Annotated in this window: 7 protein-coding genes; 1 reads left to right on the forward strand and 6 read right to left on the reverse strand. The window is 72.7% G+C overall.

Annotated features, from left to right (window positions below; genetic code table 11):
- Positions 1-304: 304 nt before the first annotated feature.
- A complete protein-coding gene (locus tag ACFXA3_RS31410) occupies positions 305-718 on the reverse strand; it encodes an anti-sigma regulatory factor (RefSeq protein WP_376196528.1) in 414 nt (137 codons plus the stop codon).
- Between the two features lie 204 nt (positions 719-922).
- Complete coding sequence (locus tag ACFXA3_RS31415; protein ID WP_054223113.1) at positions 923-1,183, reverse strand: UBP-type zinc finger domain-containing protein; 261 nt, start codon at positions 1,181-1,183, stop codon at positions 923-925.
- A gap of 75 nt (positions 1,184-1,258) precedes the next feature.
- Between ACFXA3_RS31415 and ACFXA3_RS31420 the strand changes: the two genes are divergently transcribed.
- Positions 1,259-2,836 (forward strand): Na+/H+ antiporter, encoded by a 1,578-nt coding sequence (locus ACFXA3_RS31420; protein ID WP_385192247.1) that lies wholly within the window; start codon positions 1,259-1,261, stop codon positions 2,834-2,836.
- 25 nt (positions 2,837-2,861) lie between these two features.
- On the opposite strand, the gene ACFXA3_RS31425 is transcribed toward ACFXA3_RS31420, so the two are convergent.
- The 4 genes from ACFXA3_RS31425 to ACFXA3_RS31440 form a co-directional block, all read right to left on the reverse strand.
- Positions 2,862-3,770: a 1-aminocyclopropane-1-carboxylate deaminase/D-cysteine desulfhydrase gene (locus ACFXA3_RS31425; RefSeq protein WP_385192249.1), complete on the reverse strand. Its 909-nt coding sequence runs from the start codon at positions 3,768-3,770 to the stop codon at positions 2,862-2,864.
- A gap of 18 nt (positions 3,771-3,788) precedes the next feature.
- Positions 3,789-4,256 carry a GNAT family N-acetyltransferase gene (locus ACFXA3_RS31430; protein WP_385192252.1) on the reverse strand — a complete coding sequence of 156 codons (468 nt, stop codon included), beginning with the start codon at positions 4,254-4,256 and terminating at the stop codon, positions 3,789-3,791.
- Between the two features lie 46 nt (positions 4,257-4,302).
- Entirely contained in the window at positions 4,303-4,893 is a 591-nt protein-coding gene (locus tag ACFXA3_RS31435; RefSeq protein WP_385192254.1) for an N-acetylmuramoyl-L-alanine amidase, read from the reverse strand.
- A 152-nt stretch (positions 4,894-5,045) separates the two neighbouring features.
- Positions 5,046-6,242 (reverse strand): globin domain-containing protein, encoded by a 1,197-nt coding sequence (locus ACFXA3_RS31440; RefSeq protein WP_385192256.1) that lies wholly within the window; start codon positions 6,240-6,242, stop codon positions 5,046-5,048.
- Between the last annotated feature and the right edge of the window lie 194 nt (positions 6,243-6,436).

A 6,436-nucleotide genomic window follows, 5' to 3' on the forward strand; every position in this document is an offset into this window, starting at 1 on the left:
CCCTCGGGCAGCTCGCGCAGCTCGAAGAACAGGGCCCGCGCACCGCTGCGGTCCCGCGGGTCCGGCAGCGCGGGGGACGCGCCCGGGGCCGCGGCGGCGGCCGCCGGTGGCCGTGATGGTTGTGGTTCCTCGTGCTGGTTCTCGCTCATAGGGCCCGCCCGTCGCTCCGCCGAGTCCAAAAAGCCGTCTTCCGCATCCGCGTCAGCCGGGTGCGGCCGGGCGTGCTGCTGCTCCGGGACGCCGCCGTCGACCTCGTGCCGTACCCGGGGCCGATCCCCGCCCCGCACCGGGATCTCCCCGCCGTTCACGCCGGGCCTGGACCCGCGCCGCGCTGTTTGTAGAGGCTGATGCTCACCGTCCGGTCGTCCTCGACCGTGGACTCGACCTTGCCGGCCAGCGCCGACAGGACGGTCCAGGCGAACGTGTCGCGCTCGGGTGCGCGCCCGTCCGTGGTCGGTGCGGAGACCGTCACCTCCAGCGAGTCGTCGACCAACCGGAACACGCAGCTGAGGACGGAGCCCGGCACGGCCTGTTGGAGCAGGATCGCGCAGGCCTCGTCCACCGCGATGCGGAGGTCCTCGATCTCGTCGAGGGTGAAGTCCAAACGTGCCGCGAGGCCGGCCGTGGCCGTTCGCAGCACCGACAGGTAGGCACCCGCAGCGGGCAGCCGGACTTCCACGAAGTCCTGGGTCCCGGGCTCGCCTGCGATCTGGGACACCCTCACCTCCAAGGTGGTACGAGCTCTGTTCGCCGGTGACGCTATCGCGATCCGGGCGATCGTGTCGCGGCACCCCTCATCGCGCCCGTTTCAGACACCCCCGCCTGCGGCCAGTGACTGATGGTAAGCCCATGGGTACGCACAGTGGCTAGGGGTCTGCGGGCCCAAATCAGGGGAACCGGCGGAGGGTTGACCTACCCCGCTTCAGACGATCGAACCGTCGACAAAACACCACCGCCACGTCTCGCCCGGCTCGAAGCTTCGCATGACCGGATGGCCGGTGCTCTGGTAGTGCGCGGTGGCGTGCCGGTGCGGGGAGGAATCGCAGCACGCCACGTACCCGCACCCCAGACACATCCGCAACTGCACCGGATGGCTCCCCAGTACCAGACATTCGGGGCAGGTCAGGGCAGCCGGGACAGGCTCGGGGCGCGGCAGTTCAGGAACGTGGGTGCACTCGCTCATGATTGCCAGCGTACTGACGTGCGGGCGCCGCAGGACGATTGCCGATCAGCGACGACGAGCGAGGGTGGATCTTCGATGGAGGTATTGCCGCTGGTGGCGCTGGTGGCGGGCAGCGCGATGGTGGCCGGGGCCGCCCGCTGGACGCGGGTGCCCGCGCCCCTGCTGCTGGTCGCCGCCGGCCTGATGGCCTCGTACGTCCCGGGTGTGCCCTCGTACGCCCTCGACCCGCACATCGTGCTGCCCCTGCTGCTCCCGCCGCTGCTGTACACGGCCGCGGTGGACAGCTCGTACCTGGACCTGCGGGCGAACATCCGGCCCGTGGGCCTGCTGTCGGTCGGGTACGTGCTCTTCGCGACGGTCGCCGTGGGGTACGCGGCGTACCTGGTGGTGCCGGGGCTGTCGCTGCCGGTGGCGCTGGTGCTCGGCGCGGTGATCGCGCCGCCCGACGCGGTGGCCGCGACGGCGATCGCCCGCAAGCTGGGGCTGCCGAACCGGATCACCACCATCCTGCAGGGCGAGTCCCTCGTGAACGACGCCACCGCGATCACCGCGTACAAGGTGGCGCTGGCCGCGGCCATCGGGGTGAGCGCCGGCTGGGCGGGCGGGATCGCGGAGTTCCTGCTGGCCTCGGTGGGCGGCGTGGGCGTGGGCCTGGTGCTGATGGTGCCGATCCACCACCTGCGCAAGCGGCTGCGGGAGCCGCTGCTGCAGAACACGCTCTCGCTGCTGATCCCGTTCGTGGCGTACGCGGCGGCCGAGCGGGTGCACGCCTCGGGCGTGCTCGCGGTGGTCGTGGTGGCGCTGTACCTCGGCCACCGCAACTGGCAGGTGGACTTCGCTACCCGGCTCCAGGAGGAGGCGGTGTGGAAGATGGTCGCCTTCATCCTGGAGTCGGTGGTCTTCGCGCTGATCGGCCTCCAGCTGCCGGTGGTCCTGAAGGGAGTCGCCGAGTACGAGGGCTGGCACGCGGCCTGGTACGCGCTGGCGGTGTTCCTGGCGGTGGTGGTGGCCCGCTTCGTCTGGGTGTTCCCGGCCACGTTCGTGCCCCGGCTGTCGGAGCGGATCCGGGCGCGGGAGCCGGACACCAACTGGAAGGCGCCGGTGATCGTCGGCTGGGCGGGGATGCGCGGGGTGGTCTCGCTGGCGATCGCCTTCTCGGTGCCGATCAGCGTGCCGCACCGCAACCTGATCCTCTTCCTGACCTTCACGACGGTCATCGGCACGCTGGTGGTGCAGGGCCTGACGCTTCCGCCGCTGATCCGGCTGCTGCGGCTGCCGCCGCGGGACGTGCAGGCGCAGACCCTGGCGGAGGCGCAGGCGCAGAGCGAGGCCTCGCGGTCGGCGGAGGACCGGCTCGCGGAGCTGCTGGCCGAGCCGGAGAACGCGCTGCCGCCGCCGCTGGCGGAGCGGCTGCGCACGGTGATGGAACGCCGCCGCAACGCGGTGTGGGAGCGGCTGGGCGAGGTCAACCCGGTCACCGGGGAATCGGCGGACGACGTCTACCGGCGCCTGGCGCGGGAGATGATCGCGGCGGAGCGCGAGGTGTTCGTGAACCTGCGCGACCACCGCCGGATCGACGACGAGATGCTGCGCGGCCTGCTGCGCAGGCTGGACCTGGAGGAGGCGGCGGCCTACCGCGAGGACGCGGCCTGATCCCCCGCCCGGGGGACCGGCCCGGTCACGGGCGGCCCGAGACGACGGCGGTCAGGGTGGTGCCCGCGGGGAAGGCGCCCGACTCGGTGAGGGCGGCCAGGGCCCAGAGCAGCTTGGCCACGTAGATCCGCTCGACCGGGAACCCGTGCCGTTCCTCGAAATCGGCGGCGAACGCGTCCAGCAGGGCGGGGACGCGTGCGTAGCCGCCGTGGTGGAAGCCCTCCGCAAGGCTCCACTCCCCGGCCGGGCCGCCGAAGGCCGCCTGCTGGAGGGAACGTATCTCCGCCTCCAGGAACCCGCCCGCCAGGACGGGCACGCCCAGTGCCCGCTGGCCCGGGGCCAGTCCGGCCGCCAGGCCGGCCAGGGTCCCGCCCGTGCCGCAGGCCACCGCGACGACGTCGGAAGCGCCCCGCAGCTCGCGCCCGAGCTCCGCACACCCGTGCAGGGCGAGGGCGTTGCTGCCGCCTTCGGGGACCACGTACGAGGAGGCCGCGCCGGCCTGCGCCAGCAGCCGGGCCAGCACCTCGGGTTCGGCCTTGCGGCGGTACTCCGAGCGCGTGACGAAGTGCAGCCGCATCCCGTCCGCGGCGCAGCGGGCCAGGGAGTCGTTCAGGGGCCGGCCGGCGAGTTCGTCGCCCCGGACGATCCCGGCGGACTGAATCCCCAGCAGCCGTCCGGCCGCCGCGGTGGCCCGCAGGTGGTTGGAGTACGCCCCGCCGAAGGTCACCACCCCGGGGAAGCCCCCGGCGAGGGCGGCCCGCAGATTCGGCGCGAGCTTGCGCCACTTGTTGCCGGGCAGTTCGGGGTGCACGAGGTCGTCCCGCTTCACCAGCAGCCGCACCCCGTACCGCTCGAACCGCTCGTCCCGCACCTCGGACAGCGGCGAGGGCGGGCGCGGCCGCAGGAGCGCGTCAAGGTTCGAGGGGCGGTTCACCCGTCCATTGTGGGGTGCTCAGGTGTTCGTGGCGGCGGCGGACCGCCGCAGGTGGACGTACGGGACCGTCGCGCCCGGGAGGACGTAGCGCTCGGATTCCTCGAAGCCGCGGGAGCGGGCGAAGCGCAGGCCGTCCTCGTTGGATCCCAGGACGATCGTCTCGATCGAGTCGGGGGCGGGGACGAGCGCGCGCGCCTCGGCGAGGCCGTGGGCGTAGAGCGCGCTGCCGAAGCCCTGCCCGCGGTGCGCGGGCAGGATCCGGGCGATCACGGTCGCCACCGACGGGGCGTCGGCCGTGGGCCGGCGCACGGTCATGCAGCCGACGAGCTCGTCGCCGAGGCGGGCGACGTCCAGGAGGTGGCGCCCGGCCCGCTCGCGGACCTCGTCGAGGGTGAGGGCGTCCGGGGGAACGATCACGTTGTGGACGTGCCGCCAGTCCTGGAGGGAGGCTTCGCCGGCCACCCGTTCGATGCGTAGATCAGCCATCGGGTCAGGGAAGCGGGTTGATCATCGGGGTGTCAACCCGTTTCCGTCACTTGAGGCGTTCGCCGACCCGGGCCCGGAACGCGGCCATGGTGAAGCCCTTCGGGTCGATCTTGCCGGGCTGCCATTCGAGGTGGCCGATCACCGAGCGCTCGGTCCAGCCGTGGACGCGGCACACGGCCGCCGCCGCGCGGGCCATGGCGTCGAGCTGGACCTCCGGCCAGGGGTCGTCGCCGTCGCCGAGGTTCTCGCACTCGAAGCCGTAGAAGTGCCGGTTGCCGTCGGTGTCCGCATGGCGGTCGGGCGGCAGCCGCTTCTCGGCGATCACCGCCGCCAGGACGTCGGAGTCGCCCAGCCCCGCGTGGTTGGCGCGGCCGTAGCCGACCAGGTGGACCCGGCCGTCCTTGGTGATCACTCCGTGGCAGAGCGGGCCGGGCAGGTCCGCGTCGCCGTCGCGGCAGAGCGAGACGGTGAACGCGGTGCCGTGCGTGACGGTGTGGTGGATCATCACCCCGTTCACGGGGCCCCACGGGCCCTTGTGATTGCGGTTGTGCGTGCGCCAGGCGCCGACCTCGACGACGGTCAGGCCTTCGTTGCGCAGTGCTCCGATGAACCGGTCCGCGGACATGGGTGCGGACATGGCCGCCTCCTCTCCGGGTGCGCGGTGGTCACCTTTCGTGTCCACCTCATTGCTCTCCGGTGTAGTGGAGGCGGTCCTTCCGGGCTAGTCCGTTCGTACGGTGAGCGAGCCGATCCGGACACTCGTCCCGATCGGCCCACCCGTCACGGCCGTCACGCGGAGGCCAGCCAGAGGTCCGGGCCGAACACCTCGTAGTGGATGTCCGAGGCGGGCACGCCCTTGGCGAGCAGCTGGGCGCGCACGGCCCGCATGAAGGGGAGCGGCCCGCACAGGTACGCCGTGGTGCCCGTCGCCACCGGGACGTCCCCCAGGTCCAGGAGGCCCTCGCCGTCGCCCGGCTCGGCGCCGGCCTCGTACCAGAAGCGGGCCGAGGCGTCGGCCAGCTTGTGCGTCAGGGCCTGGTGGTCGTCGCGCAGCGCGTGGTCGGCGGGGGAGCGGTCGGCGTGCAGGACGGTCACCGGGGCGGCGTGCCCGCTCTCGGCGAGGTGCTCCAGCATCGACAGCATCGGGGTGCAGCCGATCCCGGCCGAGGCGAGCAGGACCGGCGCCGCGGAGTCCCGCAGGACGAGGTCGCCGTACGGGGCGGAGACGCGCAGCGTGTCGCCGGTCGCGGTCCGGGCGTGGAGGTGGTTCGAGACCTCGCCGTCGGGGCCCGCGGCCGCGGGGCCGTGGATCCGCTTGACGGTGATCGAGTGGACGGCGGAGCGGGGGCCGCGGGAGAGGCTGTACTGGCGTATCTGGCGCGCGCCGTCGGCCAGTTCCACCTGGACCGAGACGTACTGGCCGGGCTTGAAGGAGGGGGCGGGGGCGCCGTCCGCCGGGGACAGGTGGAAGGTGGTGCAGTCGGCGGTCTCCTCGGTGCGGCCGACGACCGTCCAGGTGCGCCAGACGTCCCCGGCGAGGACCTGCCGCTCGGCGTAGAGCCGCTCCTCGATGGCGATCAGGGCGTTGGCCATCAGCCAGTAGACCTCGTCCCAGGCCTCGCCCACCTGGGGGGTGACGGCGTCGCCGAGGACCTCGGCGATCGCCGCGAAGAGGTGGTGGTGGACGACCGGGTACTGCTCGCGGGTGACGCCGAGGGAGGCGTGCTTGTGGGCGATGCGGTGCAGCATCACGTCCGGGCGGGTGTCGGGGTGGGCGACGAGGTGGGTCGCGAAGGCCGCGATGGAGCCGGCGAGGGCCTGCTTCTGGACGCCGGCGTTCTGGTTGCCGCGGTTGAACAGGTCGCGGAGCAGTTCGGGACGGGCCGCGAACAGCTTGGAGTAGAAGAGGTCCGCTATGTCGCCGATGGCCGCGCCGACGGCGGGCAGGGTGGCTCGTACGGTCTCGGTCGACTTCTCGGACAGCATCCGGTTCTCCTAATTGGTATGTGAGATGCGTATTTTTGTGTGCGGGTGATTCAGTGACCGGTGGCCGGTGGCGGGCCCGCGCGCTCGAATGCCGCCGGGTGCCGCCGGGTTCAGGGGGTGGCGGGCCGCCCCCGGCGGGGGCGCGCGGCGCCCCCCCACTCCCGGCTGATATTATAAAAATAAGAGTGAGGCGG

The organism is Streptomyces sp. NPDC059456 (genome assembly GCF_042750055.1).
Taxonomy (GTDB): domain Bacteria; phylum Actinomycetota; class Actinomycetes; order Streptomycetales; family Streptomycetaceae; genus Streptomyces.